Annotated in this window: 19 protein-coding genes; 15 read left to right on the top strand and 4 right to left on the bottom strand. The window is 32.2% G+C overall.

Annotation, left to right across the window (positions count from 1 at the left end; all coding sequences use genetic code 11):
• Positions 1-60: 60 nt before the first annotated feature.
• The 9 genes from Q4Q34_RS11725 to Q4Q34_RS11685 all read left to right on the top strand — a co-directional run bounded on the left by Q4Q34_RS11725 (position 61) and on the right by Q4Q34_RS11685 (position 6842).
• Positions 61-456 (top strand): hypothetical protein, encoded by a 396-nt coding sequence (locus Q4Q34_RS11725; RefSeq protein WP_303318116.1) that lies wholly within the window; start codon positions 61-63, stop codon positions 454-456.
• A gap of 97 nt (positions 457-553) precedes the next feature.
• Positions 554-1165, top strand: coding sequence for a hypothetical protein (locus Q4Q34_RS11720; RefSeq protein ID WP_303318117.1), 612 nt, complete (start codon positions 554-556; stop codon positions 1163-1165).
• A gap of 94 nt (positions 1166-1259) precedes the next feature.
• Positions 1260-2804 (top strand): helicase HerA-like domain-containing protein, encoded by a 1545-nt coding sequence (locus tag Q4Q34_RS11715; protein WP_303318118.1) that lies wholly within the window; start codon positions 1260-1262, stop codon positions 2802-2804.
• 43 nt (positions 2805-2847) lie between these two features.
• Positions 2848-3408 (top strand): hypothetical protein, encoded by a 561-nt coding sequence (locus Q4Q34_RS11710; protein ID WP_303318119.1) that lies wholly within the window; start codon positions 2848-2850, stop codon positions 3406-3408.
• Between the two features lie 7 nt (positions 3409-3415).
• A complete protein-coding gene (locus Q4Q34_RS11705) occupies positions 3416-4387 on the top strand; it encodes a YitT family protein (RefSeq protein WP_303318120.1) in 972 nt (323 codons plus the stop codon).
• Between the two features lie 43 nt (positions 4388-4430).
• Positions 4431-4802, top strand: coding sequence for a cupin domain-containing protein (locus Q4Q34_RS11700; protein WP_303318121.1), 372 nt, complete (start codon positions 4431-4433; stop codon positions 4800-4802).
• Positions 4799-5626 (top strand): alpha/beta hydrolase, encoded by an 828-nt coding sequence (locus Q4Q34_RS11695; RefSeq protein ID WP_303318122.1) that lies wholly within the window; start codon positions 4799-4801, stop codon positions 5624-5626. The genes Q4Q34_RS11700 and Q4Q34_RS11695 overlap by 4 nt, the downstream gene beginning before the upstream one ends.
• A gap of 19 nt (positions 5627-5645) precedes the next feature.
• Positions 5646-6404: a 23S rRNA pseudouridine(2604) synthase RluF gene (gene rluF / locus Q4Q34_RS11690; RefSeq protein WP_303318123.1), complete on the top strand. Its 759-nt coding sequence runs from the start codon at positions 5646-5648 to the stop codon at positions 6402-6404.
• A gap of 9 nt (positions 6405-6413) precedes the next feature.
• Positions 6414-6842: a VOC family protein gene (locus tag Q4Q34_RS11685; RefSeq protein WP_303318124.1), complete on the top strand. Its 429-nt coding sequence runs from the start codon at positions 6414-6416 to the stop codon at positions 6840-6842.
• Positions 6843-7177: 335 nt separating this feature from the next.
• Here the strand turns inward: Q4Q34_RS11685 and Q4Q34_RS11680 are convergent, their stop codons facing one another.
• The 3 genes from Q4Q34_RS11680 to Q4Q34_RS11670 all read right to left on the bottom strand — a co-directional run bounded on the left by Q4Q34_RS11680 (position 7178) and on the right by Q4Q34_RS11670 (position 11453).
• Positions 7178-8056, bottom strand: coding sequence for a bifunctional 5,10-methylenetetrahydrofolate dehydrogenase/5,10-methenyltetrahydrofolate cyclohydrolase (locus Q4Q34_RS11680; RefSeq protein WP_135877626.1), 879 nt, complete (start codon positions 8054-8056; stop codon positions 7178-7180).
• A 108-nt stretch (positions 8057-8164) separates the two neighbouring features.
• A complete protein-coding gene (ffh, locus tag Q4Q34_RS11675; protein ID WP_303318125.1) occupies positions 8165-9493 on the bottom strand; it encodes a signal recognition particle protein in 1329 nt (442 codons plus the stop codon).
• A gap of 196 nt (positions 9494-9689) precedes the next feature.
• On the bottom strand, positions 9690-11453 hold the full coding sequence (locus Q4Q34_RS11670; protein WP_303318126.1) for a hypothetical protein: 1764 nt from the start codon (positions 11451-11453) through the stop codon (positions 9690-9692).
• Positions 11454-11570: 117 nt separating this feature from the next.
• On the opposite strand from Q4Q34_RS11670, the gene Q4Q34_RS11665 reads away from it, so the two are divergent.
• The 6 genes from Q4Q34_RS11665 (at position 11571) to Q4Q34_RS11640 (ending at position 18969) form a co-directional block, all read left to right on the top strand.
• Positions 11571-12086, top strand: a complete 516-nt coding sequence (locus Q4Q34_RS11665; protein ID WP_303318127.1) for an RNA polymerase sigma factor — start codon at positions 11571-11573, stop codon at positions 12084-12086.
• Between the two features lie 243 nt (positions 12087-12329).
• On the top strand, positions 12330-13226 hold the full coding sequence (locus tag Q4Q34_RS11660) for a FecR family protein (RefSeq protein WP_303318128.1): 897 nt from the start codon (positions 12330-12332) through the stop codon (positions 13224-13226).
• On the top strand, positions 13219-15567 hold the full coding sequence (locus Q4Q34_RS11655; protein ID WP_303318129.1) for a TonB-dependent receptor plug domain-containing protein: 2349 nt from the start codon (positions 13219-13221) through the stop codon (positions 15565-15567). The genes Q4Q34_RS11660 and Q4Q34_RS11655 overlap by 8 nt, the downstream gene beginning before the upstream one ends.
• Before the next feature lie 108 nt (positions 15568-15675).
• Complete coding sequence (locus Q4Q34_RS11650) at positions 15676-16023, top strand: DUF1800 domain-containing protein (RefSeq protein WP_303318130.1); 348 nt, start codon at positions 15676-15678, stop codon at positions 16021-16023.
• A complete protein-coding gene (locus Q4Q34_RS11645) occupies positions 16013-17332 on the top strand; it encodes a DUF1800 family protein (protein ID WP_303318131.1) in 1320 nt (439 codons plus the stop codon). Before Q4Q34_RS11650 ends, Q4Q34_RS11645 begins: the two co-directional genes overlap by 11 nt.
• 11 nt (positions 17333-17343) lie before the next feature.
• Positions 17344-18969 (top strand): DUF1501 domain-containing protein, encoded by a 1626-nt coding sequence (locus Q4Q34_RS11640; RefSeq protein ID WP_303318132.1) that lies wholly within the window; start codon positions 17344-17346, stop codon positions 18967-18969.
• A 52-nt stretch (positions 18970-19021) separates the two neighbouring features.
• Here Q4Q34_RS11640 and argS read toward each other — a convergent pair whose 3' ends face one another.
• Positions 19022-20806: an arginine--tRNA ligase gene (gene argS / locus Q4Q34_RS11635; RefSeq protein ID WP_303318133.1), complete on the bottom strand. Its 1785-nt coding sequence runs from the start codon at positions 20804-20806 to the stop codon at positions 19022-19024.
• Positions 20807-21265 lie beyond the last annotated feature (459 nt).

Raw genomic sequence — 21265 nt, 5'->3', positions numbered from 1 at the left:
GTTTTCATAGATTTGTTGTCGATCGATTTATTTTGTAAGCCCCCAAAAAATCTATCTTATATGAAAAAAACTACACACCTTGTAATACTACTTTTAAGTAGCTATTATTCTTATTCCTTAGTTGGTATTGATACCACTAACCCACAGAATCAGCTTGATTTAACAAACACAAAAATTGGATTTTCTAATTATGAAACTAGTGTTGATGCTGAAACCGAAGTATATCTCTTAAGTTTAAGAAACGACAGTGATATTATTAAAACTTCTTTTGATGATAGGAATCAACATGAGTTACAATACAGAAACCCTGTAAGTAATTCACAGCTTAAAACAGCTAATAATCGTGTTGTATTGACACGTGATAAACACAAGACAAAATTTCAGTATTACAAAAATGCTGGAAATTATTTTGTGGAACTTATATTAGGTACAAACCTACATTCCTATTTCTGTTAAATAAACAAGTGAATTAAAAATAATAGCACAACATAAGTATTTTATTTATATATTAGTATTAGTAAAGTAAATTGCTTTTAATCTCTCTCTCTCAAAAATGAAAAAAATAGCTTATTCTATAATGCTGCTTTTTTGTATGCATTATTATGTCCATGCCCAAGTAGGTATCGGCACAACATCTCCAACCGCAGAACTAGAAATAGAAACCTCTAATACAGGAATTCCTGCTTTAGAACTAAACCCGCAGTCTACACCAACTGGCTCAGTAACAGGACAATTAGCGGTTATAGGAGATAAATTATTTATGTACGACGCCACCAGAGGTAAATGGCTTAGTTCAGAAAGTTACGCTTTACAATTCTCTATTTTTGGTGGAGCTTCAAACCAGACATTATGGTATGGTGGAGGGGGTGTAGACAATATAGGTCCACTTATGCCTTTTAATGGTACCATTGTATATATGACAATAAATTCTTCTGGCGGACAAGCTAATAAAGCGTTTGACATTAGAATCAATGGTTCAAATGTAGGAAATAATACAGATCCAACTTTAGACGGACGTGTTAGTCTTTCCAGTGGAACTTTCTCACGTACTTCTTATAATATCGATTTTAATGCTGGAGATCACATCCAATTAAGAGTAAGAAATAACGGAGCAAGTGATGTTGATGATCCTGTTGGGGTTATTTGGGTTAAATGGCGCCAATAGATTATTTACTGCAATTTATTGTCCCATTTTTTAATAACCAAACCTTATTTTTTTCTTGTTCATTTTTGCTGTATTTTTATGCAAAATTATGCACATGGGGACAAAGGAAACTTTTTTTGATTATATAACAGAAGGCAACGCGACCAAAGGAGATTTTATCCCCATTGGAGCGGCCATGTTAGATGGTGAAACCGTTACGGGTGCGCATGTAAAAATACCTTTAAAGACTATGAATCGCCATGGTCTAATTGCTGGTGCTACTGGTACTGGGAAAACAAAATCTTTACAGGTATTAGCCGAAAACTTGAGTGATAAAGGAATTCCTGTATTACTTATGGATATAAAAGGTGACCTAAGTGGTTTAGCACAACCTAGCCCAGGACATCCTAAAATTGATGAACGCCATGAAAAAATAGGCTTACCATTTGATGCCAAGGCTTTCCCTGTTGAGATATTAACACTTTCTGAACAAGACGGGGTACGCCTGAGAGCTACCGTTACCGAATTTGGACCTGTTTTACTCTCCAGGATTTTAGATTTATCTGAAACACAGTCTGGAGTTGTGGCAGTCATATTTCAATATTGCGATGATAATAAGCTCCCTATTCTAGATATAAAAGATTTTAAAAAAATATTGCAGTACGCCACTCAAGAAGGAAAAAAAGAATTCACTGAAGCCTATGGTAGAATTTCGACAGCATCCACAGGTGCTATTTTACGTAAAGTCGTTGAGTTAGAACAGCAAGGTGCCGATTTATTTTTTGGAGAAACTTCTTTTGACACTCAAGATTTATTAAGAATTGATGAAGATGGACGCGGTTATATTAACATCATCAGGTTAACAGATATTCAAGATAGACCTAAATTATTCTCAACATTCATGCTGAGCTTATTAGCCGAAATTTACTCGACATTTCCTGAGCAAGGTGATAGCGACAGACCCGAATTAATCCTGTTTATTGACGAAGCTCATTTAATCTTTAATGAGGCATCAAAAGCATTATTAAATCAAATAGAGAGTATTGTTAAACTAATACGAAGTAAAGGTGTAGGCTTATATTTTGTAACTCAAAACCCTACAGATGTTCCTGAAGCTGTTTTGGGTCAGCTAGGTTTAAAAGTACAACATGCGCTTAGAGCTTTTACAGCCAAAGATCGAAAAGCCATAAAACTTACCGCAGAAAATTATCCGGACTCTGAGTATTACGATACTACCGAAGTTTTAACATCCTTAGGTATTGGTGAAGCTTTAGTATCTGCTTTGGATGAAAAAGGGAGACCTACCCCATTAGCAGCCACTATGATGCGCGCTCCCATGAGTAGAATGGATGTTTTAACCGATGTAGAATTAAGCACACTACTTTCAAAATCAAAATTGGTAAAAAAATACAATAAGGATATTGATCGGGAAAGTGCTTATGAGATGCTCAACGAAAAAATAAAACTAGCTGAAGCAGAAGAAGCTAAAGAAAAAGCAAAACAAGAACAAGAAGCTCTTAAAAAGGCTGAATCCAAAAAACGAAGAACAACAAGTTCCAGAAGAGCAAGTACTAGAATGAATCCCATTGTTAAAGTACTCACAAGTGCAACTTTTATAAGAAGTGTTTTTGGTATTTTAACCAAAGTACTCAAAAAGTAAGTCTAAATTAATACTAACCAACCCCATAAATCATTTTTAAATAATGTATAAAACATTTTTAAGTCTTATTATTCTTGGTCTTTTATTTTCCAGCTGTAACAAAGAACAAGATCCTTTTGAAGTAGGCAAACACCACTTAGGACTATTAACAGATTCAACTCAGGTTAAAGACCTTAAAAATGTTTTTGTCAATGATTCTTTAGTCAAATTTACTAGTGGCGATGAATTTGCAGGAAGTAAAAACAATATAGAAATATTTGAAAAAGGCGGTAAAAAGCTTTTAGTTCTAACTCCAGAACAAGCTTTAGATTCAACTTCAACTATTGAAAGTATTCAAATCATTGACCCCAGGTATAAAACCGATAAAGGCATTACAACTCTAAGCACTTTTAAAGATATTTCGGGGACTTATAAAGTTTCAAAAATAAATAATCTAATAAACTCTGTTCTTATTACTGTAAATGAACTAAACGCAAGTTTTGTCATAGATAAAGAAGAACTTCCTGCCAATCTCAGGTTTAATATGGATGTAGAAATTGAAGCCATGCATATTCCTGAGAACGCTAAAATAAAGTACTTTTTCTTAAACTGGAATATGCATTAGCAAATAAATGAACCCATTCTTATCAAAACTATTAATAGATTTAGCTCGAAAAAGACTTGAAAAAAAACAGGTAGACAAACCTGTTAGCAAAAAGCAAATAGTTCCACTGGTAAGACGGTTTCAAGTTGAATTATCGCATGCTATTAAAGAATACTTTTTTATTATAATTGGTGTTTTTTCTGCTGGTTTTGGGTTAAAAGGCTTTTTATTACCAAATAAATTTATTGATGGTGGTGCTACAGGTATTTCCCTATTATTAGAAAACGTTACATCACTAAATTTAGGTTTATTATTAGTTTTGGTTAACCTCCCTTTTTTAATTCTTGCCTCTAGAACTATTGGTATCCGGTTTGCAATAAAAAGTATCATAGCTATAACACTTTTAGCTATCGTTGTACACTTTGTAAATTATCCTATTGTTACCGAAGACAAATTATTAATCGCTGTTTTTGGTGGATTCTTTTTAGGCTTTGGAATTGGCATGTCTATACGTGGTGGAAGTGTTATAGATGGCACTGAAGTTTTGGCTATATTTTTAGGCAGAAAATTATCGTTAACCATTGGGGATGTTTTATTATTGATCAATGTTATAATATTTGCAGTAGGCGCCTATACACTTTCTATTGAAACAGCGCTTTATGCCATGCTTACTTACTTGGCAGCAGCAAAAACAGTCGATTTTGTGGTAGATGGTGTAGAAGAATATGTTGGAGTAACCATCATCTCAAACAACCATGAGGAGCTAAGAATTATGCTCACTGAAAAACTAAGACGTGCCTGTACAATATATGCTGGTAAAGGAGGTTATGGTAAGCAAGGTTATAGCTACGATAAAGATATTATTTATACGGTTGTAACACGTCTGGAACTTGCCAAACTACAAACGGAAATTGATAAAATTGATAGAAATGCGTTTATTATTATGGGAGTTGTTAAGGATTTAAAAGGAGGGATGATTAAGAAGAGACCTTTGAAATAGTTTGAAGTTTGAAGTTTGAAGTTTGAAGAAAAATAAGTATGACATGGCACAAAAAAAATATACAATTCAAAATAACCCGTTCGTTGTTCCTACAAACGATGGAAAAATAATAAAAGAACATTTTGGAATAGCCACAGATGGTAATTCGCAAATTAGCATAGCTCATATGGTGGCGCCTTCTGGATGGAGTGAACCTTTTCAAACTCCAGAATTTGATGAATTTACCTTTATAATAAAAGGCAAAAAACAATTTATTATTGAAGATGAAACTATTGTTCTAGAAGCTGGTCAATCTATTAAAATTGAAAAGAATACAAGAGTTCAATATTCCAATCCTTTCACCGAAACATGTGAATATCTAGCGATTTGCACCCCTGCGTTTTCTATTGATCTGGTAAATAGAGAATCTGAATGAATACACGTTTTTTAAAATTCATTGGGTTTCTTATAAACTTTATAAGTTACTTTTCGCCAAAATATGCTGCAAAATTAGCGATTAAATTATTTTCAACGCCTCAGAAAGGACGACTTGACGATGAAGCTACTCAATACCTAAACACGGCTGTTCAAGAAGATGTCATCCACGAAAATATTTCGATAAAAACCTACCTTTGGAAAGGAAAAAAAGAAACTATTTTATTAGCCCACGGTTGGGAGAGTAACACTTACAGATGGAAAAGTTTAATTGAAATTCTAAAAGCTTTAGACTACACCATTATTGCACTAGATGCTCCTGCTCATGGTGCTTCTGGAGGAAAACTGTTTAATGCCCTTTTTTATTCTGAATGTATTCATACTGTTGCAAAAAAATTCAAAGTACACACGTTAATAGGTCATTCTGTTGGAGGTACATCAACTATTTTTTCGCAATATAATTACCAATTAGAATCTATTAAAAAAATAGTCATATTAGGTGCTCCAGCAGATTTTGTTGATGTTTTTAAACGCTATGAAACCATGATGGGATATAATAATAGAGTGTCTAAGGCTATGGAACAATATGTATTAAAAGCATATAATCATTTACCAGAATACTATTCTGCTCCTGATTTCATAAAAGAAATAGATGCCAGAGTATTAGCAATTCATGACAAAAAAGATAGAATTATCCCTTACATAGAAGGTTTAAAATTCAAAAAGAATTACGAAAAAGTACAATTTATTAATACGAAAGGTTTTGGTCACGGCTTAAAAAACGAGACTATTTACAATTATATTGTTGACTTCTTAAACGCATAAAATGTTGTACTTTTGAAGCATGGAAATACAGTTAAAGCGTATTAATAAATTTTTAAGTGAAGTTGGATATTGTTCGCGCCGTGAAGCTGATAAACTTATTGAAGCTGGACGTGTTACAATAAATGGAGTTATCCCAGAAATGGGCACTAAAATAGCTCTTGGAGATATTGTGCATGTAGATGGCAAAGAAGTTAAAAACACGAAAGAAAGCTTTGTCTATATAGCTTTTAACAAACCTGTTGGGATTGTTTGTACGACTGATACTTCTATTGAAAAAGACAACATCATCGACTTTATAAATTACCCTAAACGTATTTTCCCTATTGGCAGGTTAGATAAGCCTAGTGAAGGTTTAATTCTGTTAACCGATGATGGTGATATAGTCAACAAAATTCTACGAGCCAGCAATAATCATGAAAAAGAATATATTGTAACGGTAGATAAACCTATATCTCAAACATTTATAGAACGTATGTCGGGGGGCATTCCTTTAGCAGAATTAAACAGGGTGACTAAAAAATGTAAAGTTGAAAAACTAAGCACTTATAAGTTCAAAATCATCTTAACACAGGGTTTAAACAGGCAAATCCGACGTATGTGTGAGTATCTAAATTATGAGGTACAAACTCTTAAACGTGTTAGGATTATGAACATTAAAATGGATATGCCTATTGGCGACTATAGAGAATTGACAAAAGAAGAATTTAGCGAGTTAAATCTTTTAATTAGTAATTCATCTAAAGAATATCAAAAACCTCCTAGCAGGATAAAAAAATAAATATCGATTATGAACAGTTCCATAGCTCCTTTTCATTTAGCGATACCTGTTTATAACCTCCCAGAATGCAGAGCTTTTTATAGAGATATTTTAGGTTGCGAAGAAGGACGAAGCAGCGATTCTTGGGTAGATTTTAACTTTTTCGGTCATCAATTGGTGATTCATTATAAACCAAAAGAAGAAGAGCTTAATCTACATACTAATCCGGTAGATGGAAAAAGTGTTCCTGTACCACACTTTGGGATTGTCTTACCTTGGGACATTTTTCATGCTTTTGCAGAAAATTTAAGCAATAAAAACATTGATTTTATTATTGAACCTTATATTCGTTTTGAAGGTTTAATTGGAGAACAGGCTACCATGTTTTTTAAAGATCCTTCGGGTAATGCTTTGGAGTTTAAATCTTTTAAGGATATAGGGCAATTGTTTGCTAAATAAAAATCTATTTATAAAAATACAATACTGTTAATAGGAGTACAAAAAGACAAATAAGAATCATAACCAAAAGATCGTTTAATCTTTGTAGCCTATCAATTTCTTCAAATACGCATTTACTTTCTTTAGAGAAGTTTGTTATTTTACTCATAGCATTTAATTACAGATAACTATATAATAACTAAATTTAGTTACTAATATTATCTATTAAAATTAAAAAAATGATACTACTAACCTGCATCACTTTTATATTTATAATAACACTTCTATTTAACAAAAAATGCGTTACAAATTAAAAAAATTCATAACGCATTTATATAAGTTAATTATATTGTTGTTTATATATTATGCCTCTCTCTAGCAAGTAATGTATTTTTAAGTAACATAGCAATTGTCATAGGTCCAACACCACCAGGAACTGGTGTAATATAGCTTGCTTTTTTACTAACATTTGCAAAATCTACATCTCCAACTATTCTATAGCCCCTTGGTCTTGTTTCGTCTGTAACTCTTGTAATACCTACATCTATAATAACAGCATCATCTTTAACCATTTCTGCCTTTAAGAAATTAGGAACTCCTAGTGCTGAAATAATAATATCTGCTTGTGATGTAATTTGAGTGATGTTTTTAGTATGGCTATGTGTTAAGGTTACGGTAGAATTACCTGGAAACCCTTTACGTCCCATTAAAATACTCATAGGTCTACCCACGATATGAGAACGACCAATAACAACGGTATGCTTTCCTTTTGTCTCTACGCCATAACGATCTAGTAATTCTAAAATACCAAATGGGGTTGCTGGAATAAAGGTAGACATATCTAAAGCCATTTTACCAAAATTTGTAGGGTGAAAACCGTCTACATCTTTATCCGGATCTACAGCTAATAATACTTTTTGCTCATTAATTTGCGGTGGTAATGGTAACTGAACTATAAAACCATCTATCTCTGGGTTTTCATTAAGTTCTTTAATTTTGTCTAATAATTCAACTTCACTTGTTGTATTAGACATTTGTACCAAAGTGGACTCAAAACCAACACGTTCACATGCTTTTACTTTACTTCCAACGTAGGTTAAACTTGCACCATCGTTGCCTACAATGATTGCTGCCAAATGAGGTACTTTCTCTCCTTTATCTTTTATTTTTTGAACTTCGACTGCAATTTCATTTTTAATATCATTGCTAACTTTTTTCCCGTCTAAGATTGTCATTATTTTCTGTTTGGTATTTGGTGAAAAATCCACTTTCTAACTTCTAACTTCTAACTTCTAACTTCTAACTTCTAACTTCTAACTTCTAACTTCTAACTTCTAACAAAACTAACGCATTCCCTTCATCATTTGCATCATTTTTTTGCCTCCGCCACCTTGCATCATCTTCATCATCTTACTCATTTGATTAAATTGCTTTAACAATTGATTGACTTCCTGAACAGAAGTTCCAGAGCCTTTTCCAATACGTATTTTTCTACTTGAATTTATAATAGATGGATTGCTTCTTTCTTTAGGGGTCATAGAGTGAATAATGGCTTCAATACCTTTAAAAGCATCATCATCTATATCAATATCCTTCATCATTTTACCAGCACCAGGAATCATTCCCATAAGATCTTTCATGTTCCCCATTTTCTTAATCTGCTGAATTTGCTTTAAGAAATCATCAAAACCAAACTGGTTTTTAGCAATTTTCTTTTGAAGTTTACGAGCCTCTTGTTCATCAAATTGTTCTTGTGCTCTTTCAACTAAAGAAACGACATCTCCCATTCCAAGAATACGATCTGCCATACGTGATGGATAGAAAACATCAATAGCTTCCATTTTTTCACCTGTACCAATAAATTTGATTGGCTTGTTTACTACAGATTTTATAGAAATTGCCGCTCCACCACGAGTATCACCATCTAATTTTGTTAGAATAACACCATCAAAATTCAATATATCGTTAAAGGCTTTTGCTGTATTAACTGCATCTTGTCCTGTCATAGAATCTACAACAAACAATGTTTCCTGTGGTTGGATAGCCTTATGAATGTTTGATATTTCGGTCATCATGGCCTCATCAACAGCCAAACGACCTGCGGTATCAATAATCACTACATTATGTCCGTTAGCTTTTGCATGAGCAATACCTGCTTTAGAAATCGCAACAGGATCATTATTTCCTCTATCACTAAAAACCTCAACGCCTATTTGATCACCTACAACATGTAATTGATCAATCGCCGCTGGTCGATACACATCACAAGCTACCAATAATGGTTTTTTAGTTTTTTTATTTTTAAGATAATTAGCGAGTTTACCAGAAAAAGTTGTCTTACCAGAACCTTGTAAACCAGACATTAAAATAACACTTGGAGTACCGGAAAGATTCAGACCTTCTGCATCTCCTCCCATAAGCTCAGTTAACTCATCTTTTACGATTTTAACCATTAACTGACCTGGCTGTAGTGTTGTTAACACATTTTGACCAAGTGCTTTTTCTTTAACTCTTTTGGTAAATTCTTTAGCTATTTTAAAATTAACATCGGCATCAAGTAACGCACGACGAACCTCTTTTAAAGTTTCGGCTACATTAACTTCTGTGATGCTTCCATGCCCTTTTAAAACGTGTAAGGCTTTATCTAATTTATCGCTTAAATTATTAAACATAATTTACTTTTAATTTTAAGAATGCAAAGTTAATGATTTGAAGCGTATTAATAAAGTGGCTTATTATAAAAAATAGAATAAAAAAAGACTGTCAAATTATATAATTTGACAGTCCATATAAAGGATACTTAACTCTAATTAACCTTACAAACCGAAAGATAAGTTTTTCCTTTTTTAATCAAAAACAATTGGATTACTATTGTACTTGTTCAAGCACTAGTATTCTTTCAATACCTCCATTGGCATTGTAATCTTTTAATTCTATTCTATCTGGTTTAATGGATTTTATTGCCCATCTGTGGTTAAGGTCATCAAACGGTGCTTCAATTCCGAAATGCATACCAAGGAATAAACCATCATTTCTATAAGCTAACCAAGAACCATCTATAATACCAGTATTTGGATCTGTTACTTTAATGTAACCATTTTCCAGAAAATCTATTTTATACCCTAAGAACTCATCCGTTTTATTCACATTGTCATATCCAATGTATGTAGCAACTTCCCATAGGCTACTTATAAGAACATCATCAATATAGTTTATATCTTCATCGCCTTCTGGACAGTGTCTTTTCAACACCATTTTATTCTCCCTGTTATTTATTGATTCTAGTTTTATTAAACCTGGCTCAAGGAATGTAATTAACCATTCTAACTTTAAGTTTGGTCTACCTTCAAGGTCTATGCTTAAACCTAAGCCAGTATTTCTTACCAATACTTCATAAGTACCTTCAACCAACTCACCGTTTACTCTAATTTTAACAATATTATTTTCAAAGAATTTTAAAGGCGTTCCTATATAATCTTTTTCGTTATCGGCACCATCAACATTTAATCGTGCTATTCTCCATAAACATTCCTGTAAATAATTTTCAACTCTTTCTTTAGTATGATCTATAACAACATCACAGTTTTTCTTCATAATGATTCTGTTACCTCCAACTTCATAAAGCTTGATTTTACCATATTCAATATCATATACAATCCACTCTAAAGTAAAGTCAGCAAGCGTATCAAATTCTAACTTTAAAAGCGCTCCCCTGTCAGTTACACGCGTATTCCAGGTACCTGTTAAAATATCTCCACCTCTTGCACGCATTACAACTACACCATCTTCTTTAAAGTTTAAAGCATATTCTTTGTACTCAGGTGTGTTATCTTGATTGTCTCTTTTAAATTCATGAACAACCCAAGGGCAAATTTTTAAATACTCATCTAAACGTTCTTTAGTAAAATCGTCATCACCATAATCATTATCATCATCTTCATCACAATCATCTTTTGCTTCGTTTATAGTGCTTTCTAATTGTTCATTGTTATTTACAACTGTAGTAGAACCATCAGCATAAATCATAGTTACCGGAAAATTAAGACTTGCTAAAACTTCAGCATTGGCAACACGTTTAACAAAACGGTGTAATTGTCTGTCATTTTCAACAGTAATAACATCTATAACCTGAAATTCTGTATCGTAAACTGAAAAAGATATTGGATACTGAAAATCGATACACTCAATATCATCGTCTGGTTCATTTTCACCTTTACATTCCTCTATTAAATTTTCTAAATCGGTACGATTATTAAGAACAATCTCCGTATGATCAGCTAAAACAATAGTTATAGGAAAAACAATCTCTAGTTTATCATCGTCATCTTCAAACTCATTAAAAATAGCTTCAATGACTTTATAGTCCTCAGTAGAGTCTACAATAATTTCAAGACCGTTAACAATAACAGTTACTGGTAATTCAACAGACAAACAACTTGCTTTATCAATAATATTATCTGCAGATCCGTCTTTGGCAGATGTGGCACTAATAAAACTTGTTAGTTCTGAATTTGCAACAAGAGCCTCACTTTCTGCAGGTGGTGTAATATCAACTTTTTCTTCTTGACAAGAAGTAAAGAATAAAAGGGCAAAAAAAGGCATTAATAATAATGTTCTCATTTTTGATTTCATAACATTTAATTTTGGGTTAAACATAGCTTTTTTATTTATAAAACAGGATAACTTTAAAAATTCCTACCCTTTGGTTTCGTTTTTTTTTAATTTAGCGTGATCAATCGCCAATAATACATGGATAAACAGTTACATGAAAACATTTGTGAAGAGCGTATGTTTTCTTCCATATTTAATAAACACTCTAAAGATTTACACAATTTTTTATACTATAAGTTTGGTGAATTACTAAACCCAAAAGACAAAGTACAGGAGGCTTTTGTTAAGCTTTGGGAAAACTGCGCTAAGGTTTCTCCAGATAAAGCAAAGAGTTTTGTTTTTACTACGGCTAATAATTTAATGCTGAATGAAACAGCACACCAAAAGGTTGTTCTAAAACATCAGCAAACCAAACCTAAAATGTATACTAATGAAAATCCTGAATTTTTAATGCAGGAGCATGAGTATCATGATAAATTACAAAAAGCACTAGCTAATTTAACGGAAGCACAGCGTGTTGCTTTTATGATGAATCGCGTTGAAGGAAAACGTTTTAAAGAAATTGCAGAACTTTTAGGTATTTCTACTAAAGCTGTCGAAAAACGTATTTATGGTGCTTTAGAAAAATTACGGAAAGATATTAAGGAGTTGTGAAGTATAGGAGTTAGGAGTTAGGAGTTAGGAGTTAGGAGTTAGGAGTTAGGAGTTAGGAGTTAGGAGTTAGGAAATTAAGCTTTTTGAATTTGGTTTTTCTATTTCGTATCTTTTACTTCTTATCAAACACTGAACACTGAACACTGAACACTGAACACTGAAATTTAAACTTTTTTGAAAAAAAATCAAATTAAGGGTAGGGAAAAATAAAAGTTAATTGTTATATAGTTGAATTAAGGAATCATGAACAGAGACATTTTAATATCGAAATGGTTGGATAACGATCTGAATGATCAGGAACTTGAGGCGTTTAAAGCGCTTGAAGAGTATGATGATTTAGTAAAGTTAAACCAAGGCTTACAAGCTTTTAAAGTAGATGATTATAACACTTCTGAAGAATTAGATACTGTTTTAAATACTATTAAAAGTAATAAAAAGCAATCGACACAATGGTTTAAACCATTTATGCGTGTTGCTGCTATACTTGCTATTTGCTTTAGTTTATACTATTATACAACGACTTTAGACACTACAATTACTACTGAGTTTGCACAAAAAACAACCGTAGAACTACCAGATACTTCTAGTGTTTCGTTAAATGCAAAATCGATATTAACATTCAATAAAAAAGATTGGAAACACAATAGAGAAGTAGAACTTAATGGTGAAGCTTTTTTTAAAGTTGCTAAAGGATCATCATTTAAAGTAAAAACAAAAACAGGACTTGTTACTGTTTACGGAACCCAGTTTAATGTAAAACAATGGGACAATTATTTTGAAGTTATTTGCTACGAAGGTTTAGTTGGCGTTCATTACAATTCTCGAGAAACGAAGTTAAATCCTGGTGACAGTTTTTTAATTATCGATGGGGAAATAATTGCTAAAGAAAAAGAAAACCGCTCACAGCCTTCGTGGTTAAATAATGAAAGTACTTTTAAAAGTGCTCCTTACAAAACAGTTATTGCTGAATTTGAAAGACAATACGGTGTTTCTATTACTTTAATGAATATTGATTCAAATCAACTATTTACAGGTAGCTTTGCCCACAATAATATAGATGTGGCTATAAAAGCAATTACCTTACCTTTACGTGTAACTTATAGTAAAACAAACAATACTATAATTTTAAAACGTGAGTAGAAAAGTACTTCTTTCTTTTTTTTCTATAGTATTTTTTTTGAATGTTTCCAGCCTTAAAGCTCAAAATACTCAAAAAGAAAAGCAACCACTTTCTACTATTTTAAATATTCTTGAAGCACGCCATAACATCAGTTTCTCTTATGCAGACGAAACTATTAAGGATAAAGAAACTACCTTACCAAGTGAAGACTTAACATTAGTTAATCTTTTAGAATTTCTAAAAGAGAAAATTAAACTTGATTTTGAATTATTAGATAGCCGATTCATAGCTATTAAACGTTTAGAAAAAGAAAAGGACAACTACAGAGTACAAAAACTTAAAGAGATTGTTGTTACTAACTATCTTACCAATGGTATTACCAAATTAAATGACGGTTCCATTAGTATAAAACCAGAATCTTTTGGCATTCTTCCCGGTTTAATAGAACCCGATGTTTTACAAACTATTCAGGCACTTCCAGGTGTTTTAAGCACTGATGAAAAAGTATCTAATATAAATGTTAGAGGTGGAACACACGACCAGAATTTATTGTTATGGGATGGTATAAAAATGTATCAATCCGGACATTTTTTCGGACTTATTTCAGCCTTCAATCCACATACAACGAAACGTGTTAACATATATAAAAATGGAACCAGTGCCAAATACGGCGATGGCATTTCAAGTATCATAGATATAGAATTACCCAATGACATTGATAACGAGTTTAAAGGAGGGATTGGTTTTAATTTGATTAATACGGATGCATATGTTAAAATTCCATTATCAAAAAAAACAGAGTTACAATTATCAACACGACGTTCCGTTACCGATTTAGTGATTACTCCGACATACGATCAATACCTTAAACGTGTTTTTGAAGATTCAGATTTTAGTAAATCCAGTAATAATTCTATTTCTCAAAATGAAACGTTTTATTTTTATGATATTAATGCAAAGTTTTTATATGATATCTCTAAAAAAGATAAAATTAGATTTCATTTGCTAAACGTGAATAACAAACTAAATTATGATGAACAATCTACAATTAATGATAGAGATGAAGCCTTAAATAGTAAACTATCTCAACAAAACTCAGCAATTGGATTAACTTATACCAGAGATTGGACCAACAAGCTTTCTACAACATATCAAGTTTATGTTTCTAATTATGATTTAGATGCTACAAATTATGACATTTTTAATGATCAGCGACTCATTCAGGAAAACGAAGTTTATGATGGCTCTTCAAGGTTTGATATTAACTATAAGCATAATCGCTATCTGAAAATAAACGGAGGCTATCAATTCTCTGAAGTTGGGATTAGCAATTTAGAAGACGTTAACAACCCTGCTTTTAGAAGCTTTATTAAAAATGTTATTAGGAGCCATGCCTTTTATGCAGAAACGTCTCTTTTATCTAATAATGCCAAAACCAAATTAAAAATAGGGGGTCGTTTAAATTATATAAATAAGTTTAAGTTATTTTTAGCAGAACCTAGATTAAGGTTTAGTCAACGTTTTTTAAATAATTTTAAATTTGAAGTTTTAGGGGAATTCAAACACCAAACAACGTCTCAAATTATTGATTTACAAAACGATTTTTTAGGTATTGAAAATCGTCGATGGGTACTATCTAACAACAATGAAGAGAATATTGTTATTAATAATAAAACCATCTATCCTGTTCCTGTAATAAAAAGCAAACAACTTTCGGCAGGTATTCACTATAACAAAAACAAACTATTAATAAGTGCTGAAGCATATATAAAAAAAGTAGATGGTATAACGACCAGAAGTCAAGGGTTTCAAAACCAATATCAATTTATAAATAGTATAGGAAGTTATGAAATTCAGGGAGTCGATTTCTTATTAAATAAACAATTTGGAAATATTTTAAGCAGTTGGATTTCCTATTCTTATAATGATAATAATTACATTTTCCCATCTTTGAATGATGGTAAAAAATTCCCTAATAATGCAGATATTAAGCATACATTTTCTTTTGCCGGAGCTTATACACAAAATGGCCTTAAATTAGCGTTAGGACTCAATTGGCATACTGGTAAACCTATTACGCTTCCGAGTTCAAATCAAGACTCAAATGACAGGGGTATAACTTACACAAATCCTAATAGTGCCAATTTAGATGATTATTTACGTGCAGATTGTTCCGCGACTTATAATTTTAATATTTCTGATGTAACACGAGCAACCATAGGCGCATCAGTTTGGAATGTTTTAAATAAAAAAAACATTATAAATACCTATTATACTTTGAATGACAATAATGAGATTAATACTGTTGAAAATGAATCTCTCGGTATCACACCTAATGTAAGCTTAAGGCTTCAATTCTAGAGACATATGATCTTTTTTAGGATAATTTCTAACTGATTGTCTAATTTATTTTGATAAACGACTTTCATATCTTAATTTACTGAGAGTTATTAATTTAATCTAATCAAAATGGCTTCATTAAATCCCTTAACTGGGACATTAGGATTAAGAAAAGCAAAACACTTATTAAGAAGAGCTACTTTTAATTATACAAAAGAACAATTAGACCTTTTTGCAGGTATGACGGCAACTGCTGCCGTTAGCAGTATTGCAACAAACCCTACCAATGTTTTAGCAGAACCATATGATCCGCTTCCATCAAATGCTCCAGACGGGTTTTGGCTTTCATCAGGAGCTCACCCTAATACATTCAGTGGAAATGCTAGAAAAAGAAGCCATATTACCGCTTGGTGGTGGTATAACGCTATAAACCAAATTTCATTAAAACATAAATTATCGTTTTTTTTTGCATACTAGTTTTACCATTGGGAAAGATTCTGGTGCTGGATTTCCTTCAAATACTTATGATCATATTAGGTTATTAGATTTCTATGCAATGGGCAATATTAAAGTATTAGCTAAAAAGATTACGTTAGATAATGCTATGCTTGATTATTTAGATAATACTCAGAATAACGCAACAAACCCTAATGAAAACTATGCCCGAGAATATCTAGAACTATTTACAATCTTAAAAGGCCCACAAATAGGTCAAGGTAATTACACAAATTATACTGAATACGATATTCAACAAGCTGCAAAAATTTTTTCAGGATTTAAAACAAAAGTGGATCGATCTATTATTGATAATGATACAAATATCCCAAGTGGCTATGCTAATGCTGGTAAGCATGATTCTTCGAATAAAACATTTAGTAATGCCTTTGGAAATCAAATCATAACAGGTAGAAATACAGCTTCTGGAATGATTGATGAGCTTGATGATTTTGTTGAAATGATTTTTGCACAACCAGAAACTGCTAAGGCCTATTGTCGTAAATTATATCGCTACTTCGTAAAAAGTACATGGAATGACGCAGTCGAAACAGACATTATTACTCCTCTAGCTCAACTTTTAATAGACAACGATTATGAAATTTTACCAGTAGTACAAAAACTACTCACTAGTGAGCATTTTTATGATAAAGATGATAGCAATGAAACGGATAATATTATAGGATCTATTATTAAAAGTCCATTACAATTATTATCCGAAATATGTTCCGTTTTTAGCGTAAGCTATGAAGACCCTACATCCAATGCCCTAAGATTCTACAATAATTTCTTTCTGAAATTTGTTCATAATACATATTTTAAAGGCACTAGCATGGAATTTTATAATCCAGATTCTGTTGCTGGTTATCCTGCGTATTATCAAGAGCCTAGTTTCGATCAAATTTGGTTTTCATCTAACACACTTATATCTAGATATAAATTAATTGAAAGTTTAATTGTTGGAAAGAACACAATAATTCCTAATGCAAATATTTATGCAAGTTTAGACACTGTTCTTTTTGTTGAAAATAAAATTGTACCAACTGATGCCCAAGACCCTAATAAACTTGTTGAAGCTATATCAAAATTGTTATACCCTGAAAGTATAGATACAGATCGGATTAATTATTTTAAAAAATTTTTAATAGAAGATTCTAACGATTATTATTGGACTGGAGCCTGGTTACAATATATCAATACGCATAGTAGTGGAGACAAGACAACAGTAAAAACCAGACTAGATGCTTTAATTATTGCGATGGTTAATGCAGCAGAATTTCAATTAATGTAAGATTTAGAAAAATGAAAAGAAGAAACTTTTTAAAACTTTCAGCAACAGCTTCAGTTATAGGGTTAACACCATTTGAATTACAAGCGGCTCTAAAATCTTTTATGCCTTTTGCTGACTGTCCAGATATATCTAATAGAAAACTTGTACTAATAAATTTAGCTGGGGCTAATGATGGACTAAATACCATAATTCCAATAAATCAATATAGTACTTATGCTTCTTTAAGACCTGACATAAAAGTTCCAGAGTCTGGAACGAACAAATACATAACTCTTGATGGTACTTTACCTGGTAACCAACAAATTGGTTTGAACCCAGTTTTAACAAGCTTTAAATCTTTATACGATGCGGGTTCTTTGAGAATAATACAGTCTGTTGGATATCCCTCACAAAATAAAAGTCATTTTAAGTCTACTGATTTATACTTAACAGGAAACGACGGAAATAGTCTGTTAAATGGTGCCGAAACGGGATGGATTGGAAGATTTATGGAGTTATATTATTCAGATCTTCTTTTAGAAACCTTCCCTTTAGCTGTAGAAATTGGTTCAAACAAAACATCATTAGGATTTCATGGTGAGGAAGCTCATGGTATGTCTTTAAATATAACAGGTCAAGATCCCTCTGGATTCTATAATATTTTAAATGGTTTAGGAGGAGAACCGCCAACTAACATTCCTGATTCTGATTATGGTAAACAATTGGAGTTTATAAAAAATACCGATGCGCTTTCTAATACGTATGCGGAATCTATATCAACAGCTTTTAATAAAGGGCAAAACGATGTAAGCTATCCAGATACAGACTTAGCAGACCAATTAAAAACAGTTGCTCGTTTAATAAGCGGGGATTTGGGATCTAAAGTATATATGGTACGTATTTCCGGATTTGACACACACAATACGCAAGTACAAGCGTCTGGAGATGTTTTAGGAAAACATTATAATTTATTGGATCAATTATCTAACGGGGTTGAGGCTTTTATGAATGACTTAAAAAGTCAAAACTTGGCAGATGATGTTGTTGGACTCACTTTTTCTGAATTTGGAAGAAAAGCTGCTCAAAATGGTAATTTAGGTACAGACCATGGTGAAATAGCACCTATGTTTGTATTTGGTACCCCAGTTGCTGGTGGTGTGTCTGGAACAAATCCAAATTTAGCTGAAGCTACAAGTTCAAACAACTTCCAAATACAAACGGTACAATACGATTATCGTCAAACCTTTGGAACGTTATTACAAGATTTTCTGGGAGCCGATAACTCAATTATTGACGCCACTTTTTTTAATCATAGCATTAATGATAGTTTTGTCAACTTAAAACTTCCTGAAATACTAAACGATCCCTTGTCTAGTTCTTGCTTAACATTAACCAACGAAAATGCAATTAAAGAAGAAAAGAAATGGCTACTTCATCCTAATCCTTTTAGAGATGTTATTAATTTTTCTAGTATAGAAAATACATCTACTGTGAGTTATAATTTGTATAATTCTTCTGGTGTTCTAATCATGAATAAAACAACTCAACTTGTTAATGGAACTATTTCTATAGATTTTAAACATTTAAGTACTGGTATTTATATATTTGAATTAAAAGTGGGCAACAAAAAAGAAATACATAAAGCTATAAAAATTTAAGGTATTAATCTTAAGCACTTATTCAAGTGACATAAAATAAAAAACGCTCTAACTACATTCTTTCAGGAACTTGAATTCCTAACAGTTTAAACCCATTTTTAATGGTGTTAGCTACTGTATTTGAAAGCTGAACTCTAAATGTTTTTTCGTTATCATTGTCTGCGCCTAAAATGGATACATTTTGATAAAAGGAGTTGAATTCTTTAACCAAATCGTAAGTATAATTAGCAATTAATGCAGGACTATGCTGTGCTGCTGCATTTTGAACGACTTCTGGAAATAATTGTATTTGTTTTAGTAATTCTTTTTCCTTTGGAAGGAGAGCCCTTTCGACTGCGCTCAAGGTGACCGTATCATCCAAATTAGCTTTTCTTAAGATCGATTGAATTCTAGCATAGGTATACTGAATAAAAGGACCTGTATTGCCTTGAAAATCGATAGATTCTTTAGGGTCAAACAGAATACGCTTTTTAGGGTCTACTTTTAAAACATAATATTTTAAGGCTCCCAAACCAATGGTTTTGTATAAAGCTTGTTTTTCTTCATCAGAATACCCTTCAAGCTTACCTAACTCCTCTGAAATCTCTCCAGCCGTATTAGCCATATCGTCAATTAAATCGTCGGCATCAACTACAGTACCTTCTCTACTTTTCATCTTTCCGCTAGGTAAATCTACCATGCCATAACTTAAGTGGTATAAATTTTTAGCCCATTCAAAACCAAGTTTCTTAAGAATTAAAAACAATACCTGAAAGTGATAATCTTGCTCATTACCAACCGTATATACCAAGCCCCCAACATCTGGATAATCTTTAATACGTTGTATGGCCGTACCAATATCCTGTGTCATATATACCGCAGTACCATCAGCACGTAATACAATTTTTTTATCTAGCCCATCTTCGGTTAAATCACACCAAACAGAGCCGTCATCTTCTTTATGAAAAACACCAGATCGTAGGCCTTCAGCAACAAATTCCTTTCCTAATAAATAGGTATTACTTTCATAATATAACGTATCGAAATCTACACCTAAGTTTTTGTAGGTGATATCAAAACCATCATACACCCAACCGTTCATTTTCTTCCAAAGTGCCACCGTCTCTTCATCACCAGCTTCCCATTTTAAAAGCATGTCTTGGGCTTCCAATAAAATAGGAGCATTCTTTTTAGCGTCTTCCTGAGACATTCCAGTAGCTACTAAGCCTTCAATCTCTTTTTTATATTCCTGATCGAACTTTACATAATAATTCCCTACTAACTTATCCCCCTTTAAACCAGTACTTCCTGGAGTTTCCTCATTCCCATAACGTTTCCAAGCTAACATACTTTTACAAATATGTATCCCTCTATCGTTTATAATTTGAGTTTTGTAAATTTTTGTTCCTGCGGCTTTTAAAATTTCAGCAACACTATAGCCCAAAAGATTATTTCGTACATGCCCTAAATGCAGAGGCTTATTCGTATTTGGTGAGGAATACTCAACCATAATCGCTTTTTTTCCTGCATTTGGCGAGACAAAGCCATAGGTTTTATTATTTTTTATTTTATTAAAAAAGTCGATGTAATACGAATCACTTATTTCAACATTCAAAAAACCTTTCACCACATTAAAGCCCTTAACATCCCCTATATGTTCTACTAAATAATTGCCAATGGTCTCTCCTATTTGTACCGGATTACCTTTAACAAAGCGTAACATGGGAAAAATAACAACAGTTATATCTCCAGCAAACTCTTTTCTAGTTGCTTGGAATTCTACTGTTTCCAATTCAACATTAAAACTGGATTTTACAGCTTGCTTTACTTGATTAGATAAAGTCTCTTGAAGGCTCATTATATATCGATTTTTTAAGTGAGCAAAGATAAAACTTTTATTAAAGCATTACTTGCAAAATTAACGCTTAATAAAAACCGTTGTCTCTTAAAATAAAACGTAAAAACACCTTTTTAAATTAAAACACAAATAATTCATTAACATATGATTATGTTAAAAGAAAAAAATCATTTTAAAGAATAGTGTGCATTTCATCGATAAAAGTGTTCTTATTCCATGATTTTTGCCGTTTGTCTATTCGTCGATTTTTATGTTAAATTTCTTATTTCCTTTCGTCTAATTTATTGGTATTAAAACGCAGAAATTAGATTTTAAAGTTGCTTTTTCCAACTTTTGTTTAGTAAAGCTATTAGTAAATCCATTTATTTGGAAATTTTAACACTAACAAATACGTTACAACTTAATAAAGAATAAAGCGATCTTACTTTCCCTCAAAATTAAGACTCTTTTAATTATTGC

This window comes from Flavivirga abyssicola (genome assembly GCF_030540775.2).
In the GTDB taxonomy this organism is placed as follows: Bacteria; Bacteroidota; Bacteroidia; order Flavobacteriales; family Flavobacteriaceae; genus Flavivirga; species Flavivirga abyssicola.
Note: the sequence above shows the minus strand (reverse complement) of the source record. Positions and strands in the feature narration are given on the sequence as shown.

What these genes read in the sequence shown, in the direction of transcription:
- Q4Q34_RS11670 (WP_303318126.1), bottom strand. Translation starts at nt 11,453, where the DNA reads ATGAAATCAAAAATGAGAACATTATTATTAATGCCTTTTTTTGCCCTT.
- Q4Q34_RS11640 (WP_303318132.1), top strand. Translation starts at nt 17,344, where the DNA reads ATGAAAAGAAGAAACTTTTTAAAACTTTCAGCAACAGCTTCAGTTATA.
- Q4Q34_RS11710 (WP_303318119.1), top strand. Translation starts at nt 2,848, where the DNA reads ATGTATAAAACATTTTTAAGTCTTATTATTCTTGGTCTTTTATTTTCC.
- Q4Q34_RS11685 (WP_303318124.1), top strand. Translation starts at nt 6,414, where the DNA reads ATGAACAGTTCCATAGCTCCTTTTCATTTAGCGATACCTGTTTATAAC.
- Q4Q34_RS11650 (WP_303318130.1), top strand. Translation starts at nt 15,676, where the DNA reads ATGGCTTCATTAAATCCCTTAACTGGGACATTAGGATTAAGAAAAGCA.
- rluF (WP_303318123.1), top strand. Translation starts at nt 5,646, where the DNA reads ATGGAAATACAGTTAAAGCGTATTAATAAATTTTTAAGTGAAGTTGGA.
- Q4Q34_RS11700 (WP_303318121.1), top strand. Translation starts at nt 4,431, where the DNA reads ATGGCACAAAAAAAATATACAATTCAAAATAACCCGTTCGTTGTTCCT.
- argS (WP_303318133.1), bottom strand. Translation starts at nt 20,806, where the DNA reads ATGAGCCTTCAAGAGACTTTATCTAATCAAGTAAAGCAAGCTGTAAAA.
- Q4Q34_RS11725 (WP_303318116.1), top strand. Translation starts at nt 61, where the DNA reads ATGAAAAAAACTACACACCTTGTAATACTACTTTTAAGTAGCTATTAT.
- Q4Q34_RS11680 (WP_135877626.1), bottom strand. Translation starts at nt 8,056, where the DNA reads ATGACAATCTTAGACGGGAAAAAAGTTAGCAATGATATTAAAAATGAA.
- Q4Q34_RS11665 (WP_303318127.1), top strand. Translation starts at nt 11,571, where the DNA reads ATGGATAAACAGTTACATGAAAACATTTGTGAAGAGCGTATGTTTTCT.
- Q4Q34_RS11705 (WP_303318120.1), top strand. Translation starts at nt 3,416, where the DNA reads ATGAACCCATTCTTATCAAAACTATTAATAGATTTAGCTCGAAAAAGA.
- ffh (WP_303318125.1), bottom strand. Translation starts at nt 9,493, where the DNA reads ATGTTTAATAATTTAAGCGATAAATTAGATAAAGCCTTACACGTTTTA.
- Q4Q34_RS11715 (WP_303318118.1), top strand. Translation starts at nt 1,260, where the DNA reads ATGGGGACAAAGGAAACTTTTTTTGATTATATAACAGAAGGCAACGCG.
- Q4Q34_RS11720 (WP_303318117.1), top strand. Translation starts at nt 554, where the DNA reads ATGAAAAAAATAGCTTATTCTATAATGCTGCTTTTTTGTATGCATTAT.
- Q4Q34_RS11660 (WP_303318128.1), top strand. Translation starts at nt 12,330, where the DNA reads ATGAACAGAGACATTTTAATATCGAAATGGTTGGATAACGATCTGAAT.
- Q4Q34_RS11695 (WP_303318122.1), top strand. Translation starts at nt 4,799, where the DNA reads ATGAATACACGTTTTTTAAAATTCATTGGGTTTCTTATAAACTTTATA.